Below are 16,649 nucleotides of genomic sequence, written 5' to 3' on the forward strand. Positions count from 1 at the left end.
TGAAGATTCAGAGCCTGGTTCTTAAGGATTAGCGTGTTAGATAGAATTAAAGTCTGCTTTACAGAAAGCATTCAAACTCAGATAGCTGCGGCTGAAGCGCTCCCGGATGCGATCTCCCGTGCAGCCATGACGCTGGTTCAGTCCCTGCTCAATGGCAACAAAATTCTCTGTTGTGGTAATGGGACGTCCGCTGCCAACGCACAGCATTTTGCTGCCAGCATGATCAATCGTTTTGAAACGGAACGGCCAAGTTTACCTGCTATTGCACTAAATACTGATAATGTGGTCTTAACTGCGATTGCCAACGATCGCCTGCACGACGAAGTTTATGCAAAACAAGTCCGTGCGCTGGGACATGCAGGTGATGTTCTGCTGGCAATCTCTACGCGTGGTAATAGCCGCGATATCGTGAAAGCCGTTGAAGCCGCCGTGACCCGCGACATGACAATCGTCGCGCTGACCGGGTATGACGGAGGGGAGCTGGCCGGGTTGCTGGGGCCGCAGGATGTTGAAATCCGCATTCCTTCACACCACAGCGCCCGCGTTCAGGAAATGCATATGCTTACGGTCAACTGCCTTTGCGATCTCATCGATAACACGCTTTTTCCTCACCAGGATGATTAAGGAGTACACATGAAGGCATTTTCGCCGCTTGCTGTGATTATCGCTGCACTGCTGCTGCAAGGCTGTGTAGCTGCCGCCGTGGTCGGAACCGCAGCCGTCGGGACTAAAGCCGCGACGGATCCGCGTAGTGTCGGCACTCAGGTAGACGACGGAACCCTGGAATTACGCGTCAATACGGCGTTGTCGAAAGATGCCCAGATCAAGAAAGAAGCGCGTATCAACGTTAGCGCGTATCAGGGCAAGGTTCTGCTGGTCGGTCAGTCACCAAATAGCGAGCTGTCTGCGCGGGCAAAACAGATTGCAATGGGCGTAGAAGGTACCACTGAGGTCTTTAATGAGATCCGTCAGGGCCAGCCAATCGGTCTGGGCGATGCGTCCAACGATACCTGGATCACCACCAAAGTACGTTCCCAGTTGCTGACCAGCGATCAGGTGAAATCCTCTAACGTGAAAGTCACCACCGAGAACGGGGAAGTGTTCCTGCTGGGCCTGGTTACTGAACGTGAAGCGAAGGCGGCGGCGGATATCGCCAGCCGGGTAAGCGGCGTGAAACGCGTCACGACGGCCTTTACGTTTATTAAGTAATACCGATGCCGGATAGCGACGCATAAGCGTCTTATCCGGCCTACAGGACGTCATCGTTTGTAGGTCGGATAAACGTCAGCGCCACCCGGCATTTTATTTTGCCCTTTCGCGTAGCTCGGAGGAGGTCAGGATCGTAACGCCCTCATCTCCTGGCGCCAGCGCTTCTGCCAGCATTGCCCGTGCAACATCACGCGCTTCAATCGACTTCCAGTTACCCGGCAGCAGCCTGAACAACGGCGCTAAAAACTTCTCATTCGTCCGCTGTTTATCCCGTTCCCCCAGTAGCATCGAAGGTCGGACAATCGTCAGGCGCGGCCATTTCTGCGCGATTAACGCCTGCTCCATTTCCCCTTTCACCCGGTTATAAAAAAACGGTGAATTCGCATTCGCGCCCATCGAACTCACCACCAGCATATGCTGGGCACCTAACCGGCGTCCCGTCAGGGCGGTGTCCACCACCAGCGTATAGTCAGCGTGGATAAACGCCTCTTTCGAGCCGGCTTCACGCCGGGTGGTTCCCAGACAACAAAAAACGATATCGACCGGATCGGTGACTTGCGCCAGAGCATCAGTTAGCTGCGGATCATGGGGATTATAAACGCCAACCGTATCAGCCAGCGGTCGACGCGTCGGCGCCGTAATGGCGTTGACCCGGGGTTCATTAAGCAGCATACGCAGTAAATTTCCGCCTACCAGCCCCGTTGCGCCTGTTATTAACACCTGACTCATCCTTGCTCCTTTACAGATTTGTCCGTCTTGCACTCTCAGCCTTAGCGACCAGACTTAATAGTTCGTGAGGTAATTATCCGCCAACATGGAAATTCTGCCTCATTCGCAAGCAACTCAACGGAGGAAACATGAGCAAGAAGATTGCCGTTTTAATCACTGATGAGTTTGAAGATTCAGAATTTACATCACCAGCAGCAGAATTTCGCCAGGCCGGGCATGAAGTCATCACCATTGAAAAACAGGCAGGCAAAACGGTGAAGGGAAAAAAAGGAGAAGCCAGTGTCACCATCGACAAAGCGATCGAGGATGTGCGCCCTGCCGATTTTGACGCCCTGCTACTGCCAGGCGGTCACTCGCCGGACTACCTGCGCGGGGACGATCGTTTCGTGACCTTTACCCGGGATTTCGTTAACAGCGGCAAACCGGTGTTTGCTATTTGCCACGGTCCACAGTTGCTGATCAGCGCGGATGTCATTCGTGGCCGTAAACTTACCGCCGTGAAACCTATCATCATTGACGTAAAAAATGCGGGCGCCGAATTTTACGATCAGGAAATGGTGAATGATAACGATCAGCTGATAACCAGCAGAACACCGGATGACCTGCCAGCGTTTAACCGTGAGGCATTACGTATTCTCGGGGCGTGAGTCTCGTAGCCAGAGCATTTTTTTGCCAAAGCCCAGCGTGTTGTCCGTAAATTTGACTTCATCCAACCGAATTTCCCACACGGGTGCGGACAGCATTCTGGCCACCGGGAAGCGGCGATTATACGCTTTACGCGCAACGTCACTCTCCTCCCCCTCAAGACGGCGGATTTCCCCTTTAAACTGTACGCCGCGAATCAGGGCTACCGTTTTGGGCTGGCCGTTTACCGTACCGGCAACAGGCGCACGTGGCCCGGACATCTGAGCATGACGCGTTTTCTCTTCGGTCAGCACATAGAACACCACCTTTTGCGCATCAAACAGGTAAAACGCATTGGCGCACCACAATTCACCATCATGGTGAACACACCAGGTTACGACGTGCTGTTTTGCCAGCCAGCGGGTCACCGCAGTCAGTGTTTCCATTTCTGTTCTCTTTTATACTGTAGGCCTGAAAATTATCACGTCGATGGTGACAATGACACCCTGGTATCTGTATCTGATCCGTACCGCGGACAACGCTTTATACACCGGAATAACCACCGATGTGGAGCGTCGATATAAGCAACATCAGAGCGGGAAAGGCGCGAAGGCGCTACGTGGAAAGGGAGAACTCACCCTGGCATTTGCGGCGCAGGTCGGCGACCGTTCGCTGGCTCTGCGCATCGAGTATCGCGTCAAACAGCTCACAAAGCGTCAGAAAGAGCGCCTTGTAGAGGGCGGAGGGCTTGAGGCTCTGCTGAGCAGCCTGCAAACCCCGGATGTTAAAAACGATTGAAGTGGTCGTGGTATTCCACCAGGCCCGTCACGCCCTCCAGCGCATCGTCCGCCAGGCGATGAACCTGGAACGCGCTTTCGGTGCCCGGCCAGCGGCAACGCAGGTCATGATGTGCAGCCAGCTCAAAGCCAAAACGGCTGTACAGTGCCGGATCGCCCAGCGTAACCACCGCGGCGTAGCCAAACTCGTTCAGGGAGTCGAGTCCTTCATAGACCAGTTGACGCGCCAGGCCCTGACCACGGTAGTTTTCATCCACTGCGAGCGGCGCCATGCCAACCCATTGCAGATCTTCACCCTGAACATCGACAGGACTGAACGCGACGTAACCCACTACCTGACCTTCGTCATCTGTCGCAACCAAACCCAGCGTTAAGAAACCATCTTCACGCAGGTCGTGCACTAATTTCGCTTCCGCATCGCTCTCAAATGAACGACGCAGCAACGCATCAATACCGGGGGCATCGATGGGAATCTCAACTCGAATCAGCATGGCTCACCTACCGAAGTCTGTTTGGTGTCTGGCGTCGTTTTCATTCCCGCCTCAACAAAATCCGCCAACTGCATCAGCATGACGCGCAACGCTTTAGGCATCTGATCCAGTTCGATGGCGTCCATCAGATTTTTTACGTATAGCCCTAATTCTGTGTCACCTTCAATCACCAGGCGACGCTGGAAGAAAAGCGTATCCGGATCCTGCTTACGTGCAGCAATCATCAGTAAATCGCTGGCGTCAGCGCTAAAACTCACATCCGCATCGGCACTCTGGCTGACGATAAGTTTATCGTTCTCAACAGAGGTATACCATTGGAGGCCAATATCACGCACATGAATACTCAGCCAGCGGCCTTCGAGGAACTCCAGCTCTCCATCAGCCAGCGCCTGGCTAAACTGCCAGCTCAGAACCTGCTCCAGGACCTGGCGCTTCAGCGCAAAGGGCGTCAGTTTAACCGGTACACTCATCAGAGAAGGACCAAAATGTACTAAGCGTGAACGCAGTTTATCCAACACGAGCTTTACTCCCTGTTTCAATAGTCCTGCTATTTTGCCATATCCAATAAACGACATAGCGGCATAAATCAACAATTCGATGCGAAATTGTTACCTCTTTATTGCTGTCACCAATACGACTTTAACTGCCTCAAATCAAAAATTGTCTCAGCAAGGTTAACTAAAATCCCTCTTCGTTAACATTTCTGCGCCCTTCACGGCGCTACGTTCAGGATAAATTATGGAGCTGCTCTGCCCTGCCGGAAATCTCCCGGCGCTTAAGGCGGCCATCGAGAACGGCGCTGATGCTGTCTACATCGGGCTGAAAGATGATACCAACGCCCGTCATTTCGCCGGCCTTAATTTTACCGAGAAAAAATTGCAGGAAGCGGTGAGTTTTGTCCATCAACACCGTCGTAAGCTGCACATCGCGATTAACACCTTTGCGCATCCGGATGGTTATGCGCGCTGGCAGCGGGCCGTAGATATGGCGGCGCAACTGGGTGCGGATGCACTAATCCTCGCCGACCTCGCCATGCTTGAGTATGCCGCAGAGCGCTACCCGCATATTGAGCGCCATGTCTCTGTTCAGGCATCTGCTACCAACGAAGAGGCGATTAATTTTTATCATCGCAACTTTGATGTCGCCCGCGTGGTGCTGCCGCGCGTGTTGTCTATTCATCAGGTGAAACAGCTCGCTCGCGTCACGCCCGTTCCACTCGAAGTGTTCGCCTTTGGCAGTCTGTGCATTATGGCGGAAGGGCGGTGTTATCTTTCATCCTACCTGACGGGTGAATCGCCTAACACGGTTGGCGCTTGCTCTCCCGCGCGTTTTGTTCGCTGGCAGCAGACCCAACAAGGTCTGGAATCGCGTCTGAATGAAGTGCTGATTGACCGCTATCAGGACGGAGAAAATGCCGGTTATCCGACACTGTGTAAAGGCCGCTATTTGGTTGACGGCGAGCGCTATCATGCGCTGGAAGAACCCACCAGCCTGAACACGCTGGAGCTGCTGCCGGAGCTGCTGGCGGCCAATATTGCCTCGGTAAAAATCGAGGGACGCCAGCGTAGTCCGGCCTACGTCAGCCAGGTGGCGAAAGTGTGGCGTCAGGCGATCGATCGTTGTATAGCCGACCCACAGAACTATGCGCCACAGGCGGCATGGATGGAAACGCTCGGTTCCATGTCCGAAGGCACGCAGACCACGCTTGGCGCGTATCACCGTAAATGGCAGTGAGAGAAGCAATGAAATATTCCTTAGGGCCGGTGCTGTGGTACTGGCCAAAAGAAACGCTGGAAGATTTTTATCATCAGGCCGCCGCCAGCCAGGCCGACATTATCTATCTTGGCGAAGCGGTATGCAGCAAACGTCGCGCCACTAAAGTCGGCGACTGGATTGATATGGCGAAGTCGCTCGCCGGCAGCGGTAAACAGGTGGTGCTGTCAACGCTGGCGCTGGTGCAGGCCTCGTCTGAGCTAGGCGAATTAAAGCGCTATGTCGAAAACGGCGACTTCCTGCTGGAAGCCAGCGATCTGGGCGTGGTAAACATGTGCGCGGAACGTAAGCTGCCGTTTGTCGCCGGACATGCGCTCAACTGCTACAACGCGGTGACGCTACGTTTGCTGCTCAAACAAGGGATGGTGCGCTGGTGTATGCCGGTAGAATTATCTCGCGACTGGCTGATCAATCTGCTCAACCAGTGTGAAGAGTTAGCTATCCGCGATAAGTTTGAAGTGGAAGTGCTGAGCTACGGCCATCTGCCGCTGGCGTACTCTGCCCGCTGCTTTACGGCGCGTTCCGAAGATCGGCCAAAAGACGAGTGTGAAACCTGCTGCATCAAATACCCGAACGGGCGAGATGTGCTGTCGCAGGAGAATCAACAGGTCTTTGTTCTCAACGGGATTCAGACCATGAGCGGCTATGTTTATAACCTCGGCAACGAGCTGACATCCATGCAGGGACTGGTAGATATTGTGCGTCTGTCCCCTTCAGGCACGGAAACATTTGCCATGCTGGATGCCTTCCGCGCCAATGAAAACGGCACTGCCCCATTACCGCTTGCCGCCCATAGCGACTGCAACGGTTACTGGAAACGTCTGGCTGGGCTGGAGCTGCAATCCTGATAAAACCGGCGACATAAATGCCTTATCCGGCCTACAAATCGCGATCCCGTAGGCCCGATAAGCGCAGCGCCATCAGGCATTGTTTTTGCCGTCAGTCTCATAAAGCTCACTTTGTTAACAACGTTAATCAAATTTTAATGCAGTATTAAATGATTAACCGGTAACAAAGTGAGCCGTTATGACTGATAAAACTATTCCGTTCTCGGTGCTGGATCTGGCACCGATCCCTGAAGGATCTTCGGCAAAAGAAGCCTTTACGCACTCGCTTGATCTCGCACGGCTGGCTGAAAAGCGCGGCTATCACCGCTACTGGCTGGCAGAACATCACAACATGACCGGCATCGCCAGCGCCGCAACCTCTGTGCTGATTGGTTATCTGGCTGCCAATACCACCACGCTGCATCTGGGTTCTGGCGGCGTGATGCTGCCCAACCATTCGCCGCTGGTGATCGCCGAGCAGTTCGGTACCCTGAACACGCTGTATCCGGGACGCATCGATCTCGGGCTTGGCCGCGCACCGGGGAGCGATCAGCCAACGATGCGCGCGCTGCGCCGCCATATGAGTGGCGATATCGATAACTTCCCACGCGACGTAGCAGAACTGGTGGAGTGGTTCGACGCCCACGACCCGAACCCCCATGTACGCCCGGTGCCTGGCTACGGCGAGCAGATCCCGGTCTGGTTATTAGGTTCCAGCTTGTATAGCGCACAGTTGGCGGCGCAGCTTGGCCTGCCGTTTGCCTTCGCCTCGCACTTTGCTCCGGATATGCTGCATCAGGCGCTGCATCTGTATCGTAGCCAATTCACGCCTTCGGCGCGCCTGGCAAAGCCGTATGCAATGGTATGCATCAACATCATTGCTGCCGACAGCAATCGCGATGCCGAATATCTTTTCACCTCAATGCAGCAGGCGTTTATGAAACTGCGTCGTGGCGAAACCGGCCAGCTACCGCCACCGGTAGAGAATATGCATCAACTGTGGTCCGCTTCTGAACAGTATGGCGTGCAGCAGGCGCTACGCATGTCGCTGGTCGGTGATAAGGCGAAAGTGCGGCACGGGCTGGAGGCTATTTTGCGTGAAACCCAGGCTGATGAAATTATGGTTAACGGCCAGATTTTTGATCACCAGGCGCGGCTACACTCATTTGATTTGGCGATGGATGTGAAGCAGGAATTGTTGGGATAGTGCTATTTGTGCCGGATGGCGGCTGCGCCTTATCCGGCCTACGCAATCTCTGTAGGCCCGGTAAGCGTAGCGCCACCGGGCAATTGTTCTACTGGTACACCGGCAGCAGGTTAACGCTCGACAGAACATGGATAACCGCGTTGCCGACGCCGAAGACCAGAATCAGGGCAATCATCGGTTTACCGCCCCAGACGCGGAATTTCGGGCTGCCGAAACGTTCGCGAGATTTACGTGCCAACAGCGCTGGCACAATGGCAGCCCAGATAGTTGCAGCTAAACCTGCATAGCCAATGGCGTACAGAAAACCGTTCGGCCACAGCAGGCCACCGACAATTGGCGGCACAAACGTCAGCAATGCGGTTTTAAAACGCCCCATTGAGGAGTCATCAAAACCAAATAAATCAGCCAGATAATCAAACAGGCCCAGCGTCACGCCGAGGAAGGAACTGGCGACCGCAAAGTTGGAGAACACCACCAACAGCAGATCCAGACTACGGCTGTTCAGCACACCGCTCAACGCCTGCACCAGCACATCAATGTTCCCACCCTGCTGCGCAATACCAATAAATTCCGGACGCGGAATATTACCCATCGTTCCCAGCAACCATACGGTATACAGCACCAGCGCCAGCAACGTGCCGTATACCAGGCACTTAACGATGGTCTTCGGATCCTTGCCGTAATACTTCATCAGGCTTGGGACGTTGCCGTGATAACCAAATGAAGCCAGACAGAATGGCAGCGTCATCAGCAGGTACGGCGTATATGAAGCGTTGCTCTGCGCCACGTTAAACAGCGTTGCGGGCTGCACGTGTCCCAGCAGACTGCCGAAGGTCAGGAAAAAGGTAATCACCTTCGCGCCCAGCACAATCGCCGTCATGCGGCTAACCGCTTTGGTGCTTAACCACACCACAAACGCGACCAGCAGCGCAAAGCCAAGACCTGCCGCGCGCGCCGGAACGTTCAGCGACATCTCGGCAAAGGTGTGATGCAGAATCGAGCCGCTTGCCGAAATATAGGCGTAGGTCAGAATGTAGAGCACAAAGGCGATGGAGATGCCGTTAACAACGTTCCAGCCTTTGCCCAACAGATCTTTGGTAATGGTGTCGAAGCTGGAACCAATCCGGTAATTGAGGTTGGCTTCAAGGATCATCAGCCCGGAGTGCAGCATGCAGAACCAGGTGAAGATCAGCGCCGCCATTGACCAGAAGAACCACGCCCCGGACATGACCACCGGCAGAGAGAACATCCCCGCGCCAATAATGGTGCCGCCGATGATCACCACGCCGCCAAGCAGCGAAGGTGACGTTTGGGTGGTGGTTAGTGTTGCCATTTAGCCATCTCTCCAGTCATTTATATTGTGACTACTTATCAATGTGCTGCACTGTACCAGTACACGAGTACAATTGAAATAAAAAAAGCCCCGATTGTTGAGATCGGGGCTGTATACTTTATTTTACGCTTTTAAGCCGTTTTGGCTTATGCGTCACCGCCGAAACGACGACGACCGGCTGAGTCATCACGACGTGGAGCAGAAGAATCGTCACGGCGCGGGCCACGACCACCTTCACGACGTTCGCCGCTGAAACGACGACCATCACCACGACCGCCTTCACGACGCTCACCGCCAAAACCACGGCCTTCACCGCGACCGCCTTCACGACGCTCGCCGCTGAAACGGCCACCGCCACGACGCTCACCACCGGTATGCGGTACTGCATCGCCAACCAGCTGCATGTTCATCGGCTTGTTCAGGATGCGGGTACGGGTAAAGTGCTGCAGCACGTCGCCCGGCATACCTTTCGGCAGTTCGATGGTCGAGTGGGAAGCAAACAGCTTGATGTTACCGATGTAACGGCTGCTGATATCACCTTCGTTAGCAATCGCGCCAACGATATGGCGGACTTCAACACCGTCATCACGACCCACTTCAATGCGGTACAGCTGCATATCGCCAACGTCACGACGTTCACGACGCGGACGGTCTTCACGGTCGCCACGCGGGCCACGATCGTTGCGGTCACGCGGACCACGATCGTCACGGTCGCGGAATTCACGCTTAGGACGCATCGGTGCATCTGGTGGTACGATCAGGCTACGTTCGCCCTGAGCCATTTTCAGCAGTGCGGCTGCCAGGGTTTCCATGTCCAGCTCTTCGCCTTCAGCGGTAGGCTGAATCTGCGCCAGCAGAGCACGGTACTGATCCAGATCGCTGCTTTCCAGCTGCTGCTGTACTTTCGCGGCGAATTTTTCCAGACGGCGTTTGCCCAGCAGCTCTGCGTTCGGCAGTTCTACTTCTGGAATAGTCAGCTTCATGGTGCGTTCGATGTTACGCAGCAGACGACGCTCGCGGTTCTCAACGAACAGCAGCGCACGGCCAGCACGACCCGCACGACCGGTACGGCCGATACGGTGAACGTAAGATTCGGAGTCCATCGGGATATCGTAGTTAACGACCAGGCTGATACGTTCAACGTCCAGGCCACGGGCCGCAACGTCGGTTGCAATCAGAATATCCAGACGGCCATCTTTCAGACGCTCCAGAGTCTGCTCACGCAGAGACTGGTTCATGTCGCCGTTCAGCGCAGCGCTGCTATAACCGCTACGCTCCAGCGCTTCTGCCACTTCCAGAGTCGCATTTTTGGTACGGACGAAGATAATCGCCGCATCAAAATCTTCTGCTTCCAGGAAACGCACCAGCGCTTCATTTTTACGCATGCCCCACACAGTCCAGTAGCTCTGGCTGATGTCAGGACGTGTAGTGACGCTGGACTGAATGCGTACTTCCTGCGGCTCTTTCATAAAGCGGCGGGTAATACGACGAATCGCTTCCGGCATGGTGGCAGAGAACAGAGCGGTCTGATGACCTTCCGGGATCTGCGCCATAATGGTTTCAACGTCTTCGATGAAGCCCATACGCAGCATTTCATCAGCTTCGTCCAGTACCAGACCGCTCAGTTTGGAGAGGTCCAGAGTACCGCGCTTCAGGTGATCCAGCAGACGACCCGGCGTACCGACGACGATCTGTGGTCCCTGACGCAGGGCACGTAATTGCACGTCATAACGCTGGCCGCCGTACAGGGCAACCACGTTCACGCCGCGCATGTGTTTAGAGAAATCCGTCATGGCTTCTGCAACCTGAACCGCCAGTTCGCGGGTCGGTGCCAGCACCAGAATCTGAGGTGCCTTCAGCTCAGGATCAAGATTGTTGAGCAGCGGTAAAGAGAACGCTGCCGTTTTGCCGCTACCGGTCTGGGCCATACCCAGAACATCGCGACCGCCCAGCAGATGCGGAATGCACTCTGCCTGGATTGGAGATGGTTTTTCGTAACCCAGATCGTTAAGGGCTTCAAGGATAGGAGCCTTCAGGCCCAGATCTGCAAAAGTGGTTTCGAATTCAGCCATGTAGTACGTGTGCCTCAAAATTAATGGCGGCCAGTCTACATAACTCATCATGAAATTGATCTGCAATTTTCATTGAAAAGTGTGAACCGGCTCAAAGTAGGTGTATTAACGAACAACAACGCCCTCACCCGTGAAGGTGATGGCAATCAAAAAAGATTACGGGCTGATGTGTACGTCAGCTATTGCTGGTCCGATTCTGCCAGGTCATCTTGGTCCTGGCCCAGGAGCGATAATTCCAACAATGCGTATCGGTGCTCAACAAAGTTATGAACGTTGTTAGCCACCGCCAGTTTGAACAATGCCGTAGCGTTGTCCAAATCCCCCAGACTTAGGTAGTACTTACCTAAATAGAAGTTGGTTTCACTGAGATGCTCAGCGAGCGAGGTGTTATCCGTTGCGTCCGCCTTCAGGCGTTCCATCAGCGTTGCTTCGCTAATGTTGCCCAGGTAGAACTCGACAATGTTCCATCCCCATTGCTCTTTATCCGATTTCTCGAAGCGTTGGTTTAACGCTTCTTTAGCCTGCTTCTCATCGAGCTTCTGCTCGGCAAGATAAAGCCACAGACTGCGGAAAGGATCATTGGGATCGTCTTGATAAAACGCCAGCAGATCATCTTGCGCTAACTTATCGCGACCGCCGTAATACAATGCGATACCGCGATTTAAGTACGCGTAGTTGTAAGTTGGATCAAGCTCAAGTACAGAATCAAACGCTTCATAGGCAGCATCAAAATTGCCTGCCTGCGTTAAATATATACCTAAGTAATTGAATACTTCAGGCATATCTGGTCGGATTGCCAGCGCTTGTGAAAAATCATTTCGCGCCAGTGCTCTCAGACCGAGACTATCATACAACACTCCGCGCTCATATAAAAGCTGTGCGCGTTCGTCATCGGTTAAAGCCCGACTGGCAAGAATTTGTTCCATACGTGCCAGAATCACTTCCTGCTGCAAAGTCGGTTGCAATGGTACTGCGAGGACTTCACTCTTACGCCAGGCGGAATTACTACATCCAGCCAGCGTGAGTGCTGTCGCAACGAAACACCAGCGCAAAAAAGGCTTCATTTCCCACTCCCGAAGACAACGATTGAATGAACGTCCAGGTTCCCCGGTTGCTAACAAGGCGTCCTGCCGGGTTAAAGGCCCTCCGTTCTCACGGAGGGCAATGGCAACCTTACTCGCCCTGTTGGCTTACCGGAGCTTCCGGTTCGCCTGCAGGCTGAGACTGCTCAGTTGCTTCTTTAATGCTCAGACGTACACGGCCCTGGCGATCAACTTCCAGAACTTTAACCGGTACTTCCTGGCCCATCTGCAGGTAATCGGTCACTTTCTCAACGCGCTTGTCAGCGATCTGAGAAATGTGTACCAGACCTTCTTTACCGCCACCGATGGCAACGAATGCGCCAAAGTCAACGATACGGGTCACTTTACCCGTGTAGATACGACCTACTTCGATCTCTGCGGTGATCTCTTCGATACGACGGATAGCATATTTCGCTTTCTCGCCGTCGGTCGCTGCGATCTTCACAGTACCGTCATCTTCGATTTCGATAGTAGTGCCAGTTTCTTCGGTCAGGGCGCGGATAACAGAACCGCCTTTACCGATAACGTCTTTAATCTTGTCCGGGCTGATCTTGATGGTGTGGATACGTGGCGCGAATTCAGAGATATCGCCACGCGGCGCGTTAATCGCCTGTTCCATCACACCCAGGATGTGCAGACGCGCACCTTTAGCCTGGTTCAGAGCAACCTGCATGATCTCTTTGGTGATACCTTCAATTTTGATATCCATCTGCAGTGCAGAGATACCGTCGCGGGAACCCGCTACTTTGAAGTCCATATCGCCCAGGTGGTCTTCGTCGCCCAGGATGTCAGACAGAACAACATAGTTGTCGCCTTCTTTCACCAGACCCATCGCGATACCCGCAACGGCCGCTTTGATCGGCACGCCTGCGTCCATCAGCGCCAGGGAAGCGCCACATACGGAAGCCATGGAAGAAGAACCGTTAGATTCGGTGATTTCAGAAACCACACGCACGGTGTACGGGAATTTATCCAGTTCCGGCATCACTGCCAGCACGCCACGCTTCGCCAGGCGACCGTGACCAATTTCACGACGCTTCGGAGAACCGACCATACCGGTTTCACCTACGCAGTACGGAGGGAAGTTGTAGTGGAACAGGAAGTTGTCAGTACGCTCGCCCATCAGTTCGTCGAGGTTCTGCGCATCACGGGTGGTGCCCAGGGTCGCAGTAACCAGCGCCTGAGTTTCGCCACGGGTGAACAGCGCGGAGCCGTGGGTACGCGGCAGAACGCCAGTACGCACGTCCAGACCACGGATCATGTCTTTTTCACGGCCATCGATACGCGGCTCGCCTGCCAGTACGCGGCTACGAACAACGTTTTTCTCAATGGCGTGCAGGATTTCGCCCAGTTCGTTGGCGTCCAGGGTTTCATCTTCTGCCGTAAGCTGAGCGATGGTTTCAGATTTGATCACGTCAACCTGAGCGTAACGCTCTTGTTTGTCGGTGATACGGTAAGCATCGCTCAGGCGAGCTTCTGCCAGTGCGGCAACGCGCGCGTTCAGTGCTTCGTTGACGGCTTCTGGCTGCCAGTCCCAACGCGGTTTGCCGGCTTCTTTCGCCAGCTCATTGATCGCCTGAATAACAACCTGCTGCTGTTCGTGACCGAATACTACAGCGCCCAGCATCTGGTCTTCGCTCAGCAGTTCAGCTTCGGATTCAACCATCAGTACGGCACCTTCGGTACCGGCAACAACCAGATCCAGCTTGCTTTCTTTCAGTTCGTCCTGAGTCGGGTTCAGTACGTACTGGTCATTGATATAACCAACACGCGCAGCACCGATCGGGCCGTTGAATGGGATGCCAGACAGCGTCAGCGCAGCGGATGCGCCAATCATTGCCACGATATCCGGGTTAACCTGCGGGTTAACGGACACAACGGTCGCGATAACCTGAACTTCGTTAACGAACCCTTCCGGGAACAGCGGGCGAACCGGGCGGTCAATCAGACGCGCGATCAGGGTTTCACCTTCGCTCGGACGGCCTTCACGACGGAAGAAGCTACCCGGGATACGGCCAGCAGCGTAGGTACGCTCCTGATAGTTAACGGTCAGTGGGAAAAAGTCCTGGCCTGGTTTCGCTTTTTTCTGGCCGACAACGGTAACGAATACCGCAGTGTCATCCATGCTAACCATAACAGCGGCAGTCGCCTGACGCGCCATCATGCCGGTTTCCAGCGTAACGGTATGCTGACCGTACTGGAATTTACGAACGATCGGATTAAGCAAAATAATATCCTTTCTCTATTTTTTGACGGCACATTTTTGCGCCATCGTTAATACCCGATCTTCTGCGCATCCTCGCGACTAATGACAACCCTAACCCATACGCATGAGTAAAGCCTCTCATTAGCCGCGCGAACCTCTGCAACGGAAGATCATTCATAGCAACAATACATTAGTTTCCAGCGAATTGCTGCCATCTGCTGGAAAAAAGGGGCCATGAAGGCCCCCTCTTTCTGAAACTCGAAAGAATTAGCGACGCAGACCCAGACGCTCGATCAGCGCGGTGTAGCGTGCAACATCTTTACGTTTCAGGTAGTCGAGCAGTTTACGACGCTGAGAAACCATGCGCAGCAGACCACGACGGCTGTGGTGATCTTTTTTGTGCTCTGCAAAGTGGCCCTGCAGGTGGTTAATCTGTGCAGTCAACAGAGCAACCTGAACATCGGTAGAACCGGTGTCGTTTGCATCACGACCAAACTCAGAAACGATTTTAGCGGTAGCTTCAGTACTTAGAGACATTTTAAAACTCCAAAGTGTTAAGAATGAAAGGATGCCGATCTCTAATTCAGCTATCCCAGTGTATACACTTTATCCTTCAAACTGACTCTGCGTTGGCTGCGTCCGCTCACCTCAGTCACTTACCTAAGTAAGCTCCTGAGGATTCTCAGACTTGCCGCCTTGATGCAGCTCGAATGATTTTGTGTATACGCCACGCAGATTGTTAAACAATTCACGCGACGTTAAGCGGCAGTATTCTACTCGCAGCGCCCTTTTATCGCAAGACAGAGAGCGCTATGCAGGATACTCAACCACCAGGCGACGGGGGGCGACACGACCTTCATCGTCGATCTCCCCCATGCCGATAAATTTGCCGTCATCGCCTTCCGTCACACGCACCAGGCCTTCCAGCGGGACACCTGTCGTACGTACCGGGTTACCATTTTTAAAGTAAACCGACGATGTTAAAGGCAAATTAACAACAGGATAGTCCGATGCTGGACTGTCCATTGGCATCAGCAAGGGATCAAGCAACTGAGCGGCCGGAATGTTCTGCTGCTCAGCCTGTTCAACCAGCTCGCGCAAGTGTTCCAGCGTCACCATACGATCCACCGGATACTTGCTGACCGTCAGACGACGCAGGTACGTTACGTGCGCACCACAGCCGAGCTTCTCGCCCAGATCGTCGATAATAGTGCGAATATAGGTGCCTTTGGAGCAGTGAACTTCCAGCTCCAGCTCGTTACCTTCATGGCGAATAAACAGCAGCTCATAGACGGTAATCGGGCGCGCTTCACGCGGCACTTCAATGCCCTGACGCGCATATTCGTACAGCTTTTTACCCTGATATTTCAGCGCCGAATACATTGACGGAATCTGCTCGATATCGCCGCGGAAAGTCTCCAGTGCGCTCGCAAGTTGCTCTGCGCTGAAGATTACCGGACGTTCCTGCACGATTTGCCCGTCAGCATCGGAGGTGTCAGTACGTTGCCCCAGGCGGGCTACTACGCGATAGCGTTTGTCAGAATCCAGCAAATACTGTGAAAACTTCGTCGCTTCGCCGAGGCAGATAGGCAGCATGCCCGTCGCCAGCGGATCCAGCGCGCCGGTATGACCCGCACGGTTGGCGTTGTAGATGCGCTTTACTTTTTGCAGTACGTCATTGCTGGACATGCCCTGCGGCTTATCCAGCAGCAGGACACCGTGAATGTCGCGACCACGACGACGAGGACGACTCATCAGTCCTCCTTGCTGTCGTCCGCTGGGTTCACACGACGTTCATCGTCATGTTTCACCACGCTGGTCACCAGGTTAGACATACGCATCCCTTCAACCAACGAGTTGTCGTAGAAGAAGGTCAGTTCAGGCACGATACGCAGACGCATCGCTTTCCCCAGCAGGGAGCGGATAAAACCAGAGGCTTCCTGCAGGGCCTTAATGCCGTTTTTCACAGCCGCTTCGTCCTGGTCGTTAAGGAAAGTCACGAATACTTTGGCATACGCCAGGTCACGGGACATCTCAACACCAGATACGGTAGTCATCATGCCTACGCGCGGATCTTTGATTTCGCGTTGCAAGATGAGTGCGATTTCTTTCTGCATCTCCTGCGCCACACGCTGCGGGCGACCAAATTCTTTCGCCATAATAAATTCTCCAGAATAATGACAAAAAAGGGGCCATAAGCCCCTTTTTAAATTTCTTGCCGGGTGGCGCTTCGCTTACCCGGCCTACGCCTAATCATCTTCTAAGGATTTTGGATTGCAACAAGGCGGCAAGCTCGTAA

General features: G+C 53.9%; 19 protein-coding genes. 7 read left to right on the plus strand and 12 right to left on the minus strand.

What is annotated here, in order from left to right:
* The first annotated feature begins 33 nt into the window (after window positions 1-33).
* Both diaA and dolP read left to right on the plus strand, forming a co-directional pair.
* Window positions 34-624: a DnaA initiator-associating protein DiaA gene (diaA, locus tag FDX09_RS12915; protein ID WP_003024948.1), complete on the plus strand. Its 591-nt coding sequence runs from the start codon at window positions 34-36 to the stop codon at window positions 622-624.
* Between the two features lie 9 nt (window positions 625-633).
* Entirely contained in the window at window positions 634-1,209 is a 576-nt protein-coding gene (gene dolP, locus FDX09_RS12920; RefSeq protein WP_003024954.1) for a division/outer membrane stress-associated lipid-binding lipoprotein, read from the plus strand.
* Window positions 1,210-1,302: 93 nt separating this feature from the next.
* Here dolP and FDX09_RS12925 read toward each other — a convergent pair whose 3' ends face one another.
* Complete coding sequence (locus FDX09_RS12925; RefSeq protein ID WP_038634162.1) at window positions 1,303-1,938, minus strand: NAD(P)H-binding protein; 636 nt, start codon at window positions 1,936-1,938, stop codon at window positions 1,303-1,305.
* A 128-nt stretch (window positions 1,939-2,066) separates the two neighbouring features.
* On the opposite strand from FDX09_RS12925, the gene FDX09_RS12930 reads away from it, so the two are divergent.
* On the plus strand, window positions 2,067-2,585 hold the full coding sequence (locus FDX09_RS12930; RefSeq protein ID WP_038634164.1) for a type 1 glutamine amidotransferase domain-containing protein: 519 nt from the start codon (window positions 2,067-2,069) through the stop codon (window positions 2,583-2,585).
* Here the strand turns inward: FDX09_RS12930 and FDX09_RS12935 are convergent.
* Complete coding sequence (locus FDX09_RS12935) at window positions 2,565-3,008, minus strand: YhbP family protein (RefSeq protein WP_085048662.1); 444 nt, start codon at window positions 3,006-3,008, stop codon at window positions 2,565-2,567. The genes FDX09_RS12930 and FDX09_RS12935 overlap by 21 nt on opposite strands.
* 52 nt (window positions 3,009-3,060) lie before the next feature.
* Between FDX09_RS12935 and FDX09_RS12940 the strand changes: the two genes are divergently transcribed.
* Window positions 3,061-3,360: a GIY-YIG nuclease family protein gene (locus tag FDX09_RS12940; protein ID WP_038634168.1), complete on the plus strand. Its 300-nt coding sequence runs from the start codon at window positions 3,061-3,063 to the stop codon at window positions 3,358-3,360.
* Here the strand turns inward: FDX09_RS12940 and FDX09_RS12945 are convergent.
* Both FDX09_RS12945 and FDX09_RS12950 read right to left on the minus strand, forming a co-directional pair.
* The gene (locus FDX09_RS12945) at window positions 3,347-3,850 is read right to left on the minus strand and encodes an N-acetyltransferase (protein WP_003024966.1); all 504 of its coding nucleotides are present in this window, start codon (window positions 3,848-3,850) and stop codon (window positions 3,347-3,349) included. The genes FDX09_RS12940 and FDX09_RS12945 overlap by 14 nt on opposite strands.
* Entirely contained in the window at window positions 3,844-4,368 is a 525-nt protein-coding gene (locus FDX09_RS12950; protein WP_038634172.1) for an SCP2 domain-containing protein, read from the minus strand. The genes FDX09_RS12945 and FDX09_RS12950 overlap by 7 nt, the downstream gene beginning before the upstream one ends.
* 220 nt (window positions 4,369-4,588) lie before the next feature.
* On the opposite strand from FDX09_RS12950, the gene FDX09_RS12955 reads away from it, so the two are divergent.
* From FDX09_RS12955 to FDX09_RS12965, 3 genes are all read left to right on the plus strand, one after another.
* Complete coding sequence (locus FDX09_RS12955; protein ID WP_006687898.1) at window positions 4,589-5,584, plus strand: peptidase U32 family protein; 996 nt, start codon at window positions 4,589-4,591, stop codon at window positions 5,582-5,584.
* The gene (locus tag FDX09_RS12960; protein ID WP_137347330.1) at window positions 5,575-6,471 is read left to right on the plus strand and encodes a U32 family peptidase; all 897 of its coding nucleotides are present in this window, start codon (window positions 5,575-5,577) and stop codon (window positions 6,469-6,471) included. Before FDX09_RS12955 ends, FDX09_RS12960 begins: the two co-directional genes overlap by 10 nt.
* A gap of 178 nt (window positions 6,472-6,649) precedes the next feature.
* Window positions 6,650-7,657, plus strand: coding sequence for a luciferase-like monooxygenase (locus FDX09_RS12965; RefSeq protein ID WP_121529595.1), 1,008 nt, complete (start codon window positions 6,650-6,652; stop codon window positions 7,655-7,657).
* 88 nt (window positions 7,658-7,745) lie between these two features.
* Here FDX09_RS12965 and mtr read toward each other — a convergent pair whose 3' ends face one another.
* The 8 genes from mtr to rbfA all read right to left on the minus strand — a co-directional run bounded on the left by mtr (window position 7,746) and on the right by rbfA (window position 16,509).
* Window positions 7,746-8,990: a tryptophan permease gene (gene mtr / locus FDX09_RS12970; RefSeq protein WP_085048659.1), complete on the minus strand. Its 1,245-nt coding sequence runs from the start codon at window positions 8,988-8,990 to the stop codon at window positions 7,746-7,748.
* A 146-nt stretch (window positions 8,991-9,136) separates the two neighbouring features.
* The gene (gene deaD / locus FDX09_RS12975) at window positions 9,137-11,062 is read right to left on the minus strand and encodes an ATP-dependent RNA helicase DeaD (RefSeq protein ID WP_038634182.1); all 1,926 of its coding nucleotides are present in this window, start codon (window positions 11,060-11,062) and stop codon (window positions 9,137-9,139) included.
* A complete protein-coding gene (gene yrbN / locus FDX09_RS12980; protein ID WP_010723222.1) occupies window positions 11,055-11,135 on the minus strand; it encodes a protein YrbN in 81 nt (26 codons plus the stop codon). Before yrbN ends, deaD begins: the two co-directional genes overlap by 8 nt.
* Window positions 11,136-11,241: 106 nt before the next feature.
* A complete protein-coding gene (gene nlpI / locus FDX09_RS12985) occupies window positions 11,242-12,126 on the minus strand; it encodes a lipoprotein NlpI (protein WP_038634184.1) in 885 nt (294 codons plus the stop codon).
* Window positions 12,127-12,235: 109 nt separating this feature from the next.
* Window positions 12,236-14,371, minus strand: a complete 2,136-nt coding sequence (pnp, locus tag FDX09_RS12990) for a polyribonucleotide nucleotidyltransferase (RefSeq protein ID WP_038634187.1) — start codon at window positions 14,369-14,371, stop codon at window positions 12,236-12,238.
* 246 nt (window positions 14,372-14,617) lie between these two features.
* Window positions 14,618-14,887, minus strand: a complete 270-nt coding sequence (rpsO, locus tag FDX09_RS12995) for a 30S ribosomal protein S15 (RefSeq protein ID WP_000059465.1) — start codon at window positions 14,885-14,887, stop codon at window positions 14,618-14,620.
* 273 nt (window positions 14,888-15,160) lie between these two features.
* On the minus strand, window positions 15,161-16,105 hold the full coding sequence (gene truB / locus FDX09_RS13000; RefSeq protein ID WP_121529596.1) for a tRNA pseudouridine(55) synthase TruB: 945 nt from the start codon (window positions 16,103-16,105) through the stop codon (window positions 15,161-15,163).
* Window positions 16,105-16,509, minus strand: coding sequence for a 30S ribosome-binding factor RbfA (gene rbfA / locus FDX09_RS13005; RefSeq protein WP_003024988.1), 405 nt, complete (start codon window positions 16,507-16,509; stop codon window positions 16,105-16,107). Before rbfA ends, truB begins: the two co-directional genes overlap by 1 nt.
* Window positions 16,510-16,649 lie beyond the last annotated feature (140 nt).

Source organism: Citrobacter sp. wls717 (genome assembly GCF_005280955.1).
GTDB classification, from domain to species: domain Bacteria; phylum Pseudomonadota; class Gammaproteobacteria; order Enterobacterales; family Enterobacteriaceae; genus Citrobacter; species Citrobacter werkmanii.

What these genes read in the sequence shown, in the direction of transcription:
- dolP (WP_003024954.1), top strand. Translation starts at nt 634, where the DNA reads ATGAAGGCATTTTCGCCGCTTGCTGTGATTATCGCTGCACTGCTGCTG.
- FDX09_RS12925 (WP_038634162.1), bottom strand. Translation starts at nt 1,938, where the DNA reads ATGAGTCAGGTGTTAATAACAGGCGCAACGGGGCTGGTAGGCGGAAAT.
- FDX09_RS12930 (WP_038634164.1), top strand. Translation starts at nt 2,067, where the DNA reads ATGAGCAAGAAGATTGCCGTTTTAATCACTGATGAGTTTGAAGATTCA.
- FDX09_RS12935 (WP_085048662.1), bottom strand. Translation starts at nt 3,008, where the DNA reads ATGGAAACACTGACTGCGGTGACCCGCTGGCTGGCAAAACAGCACGTC.
- FDX09_RS12940 (WP_038634168.1), top strand. Translation starts at nt 3,061, where the DNA reads ATGACACCCTGGTATCTGTATCTGATCCGTACCGCGGACAACGCTTTA.
- FDX09_RS12945 (WP_003024966.1), bottom strand. Translation starts at nt 3,850, where the DNA reads ATGCTGATTCGAGTTGAGATTCCCATCGATGCCCCCGGTATTGATGCG.
- FDX09_RS12955 (WP_006687898.1), top strand. Translation starts at nt 4,589, where the DNA reads ATGGAGCTGCTCTGCCCTGCCGGAAATCTCCCGGCGCTTAAGGCGGCC.
- FDX09_RS12960 (WP_137347330.1), top strand. Translation starts at nt 5,575, where the DNA reads ATGGCAGTGAGAGAAGCAATGAAATATTCCTTAGGGCCGGTGCTGTGG.
- FDX09_RS12965 (WP_121529595.1), top strand. Translation starts at nt 6,650, where the DNA reads ATGACTGATAAAACTATTCCGTTCTCGGTGCTGGATCTGGCACCGATC.
- mtr (WP_085048659.1), bottom strand. Translation starts at nt 8,990, where the DNA reads ATGGCAACACTAACCACCACCCAAACGTCACCTTCGCTGCTTGGCGGC.
- deaD (WP_038634182.1), bottom strand. Translation starts at nt 11,062, where the DNA reads ATGGCTGAATTCGAAACCACTTTTGCAGATCTGGGCCTGAAGGCTCCT.
- yrbN (WP_010723222.1), bottom strand. Translation starts at nt 11,135, where the DNA reads ATGAAAATTGCAGATCAATTTCATGATGAGTTATGTAGACTGGCCGCC.
- nlpI (WP_038634184.1), bottom strand. Translation starts at nt 12,126, where the DNA reads ATGAAGCCTTTTTTGCGCTGGTGTTTCGTTGCGACAGCACTCACGCTG.
- rpsO (WP_000059465.1), bottom strand. Translation starts at nt 14,887, where the DNA reads ATGTCTCTAAGTACTGAAGCTACCGCTAAAATCGTTTCTGAGTTTGGT.
- truB (WP_121529596.1), bottom strand. Translation starts at nt 16,105, where the DNA reads ATGAGTCGTCCTCGTCGTCGTGGTCGCGACATTCACGGTGTCCTGCTG.
- rbfA (WP_003024988.1), bottom strand. Translation starts at nt 16,509, where the DNA reads ATGGCGAAAGAATTTGGTCGCCCGCAGCGTGTGGCGCAGGAGATGCAG.